Raw genomic sequence first — 556 nt, forward strand, 5'->3', positions numbered from 1 at the left:
CCGTTGACGTTGGTGACGCTCACCTGCACGCTGGCATCGCCCTCTTTCAGACCGGTCAGGTCGGCAGACGGTACGGTATAAGTCCAGTTACCACTGGCATCGACAGTGGTGGTATAGATTGTACCGCCCATGGCGAGGGTGACGGTCTGTCCGGCTTCCACGTTGGTGGTCGCACCTGACAGCACCAGATCGGTCCCTTTTTCTGCCGCGTTAATCACGTCGTCGGTAGCGATGGCGTTAATGCTGATCGCCACGGTCGCCAGATCCACCGTCACGTCGTGGCTGATGGTCATCGGGTTGCCCGTCGGGCTATCGCCGGTAACGGTAATTTTCACGGTGCCTTCCGGCCACGCGCTGACGTCTGCGGCCGGCACGGCTGCGTTCCAGGTCCCGTCCGCCAGTACGGACGCCGCATAGGTTTTGCCGTTCACGGTGATGGTCAGTGCCGTGCCCGCTGCCAGCCCATCGCTGGAGCCGCTGACAATCAGGTTCTGACCATGTTCGATGCTGTTAATCACATCGTCGCCTGCCACGGTATCGACACGCAGGCCCGGCA

1 protein-coding gene is annotated in these 556 nt (G+C 61.5%); it reads right to left on the minus strand.

Annotation, left to right across the window (positions count from 1 at the left end; translation table 11 throughout):
- A partial coding sequence (locus QLG09_RS22420) for an Ig-like domain-containing protein (protein ID WP_282489437.1) occupies positions 1 to 556 on the minus strand: 556 nt, incomplete at both ends.

Origin of the sequence: Enterobacter sp. V89_11 (assembly GCF_029967775.1) — a bacterium.
Taxonomy (GTDB): Bacteria; Pseudomonadota; Gammaproteobacteria; order Enterobacterales; family Enterobacteriaceae; genus Enterobacter; species Enterobacter ludwigii.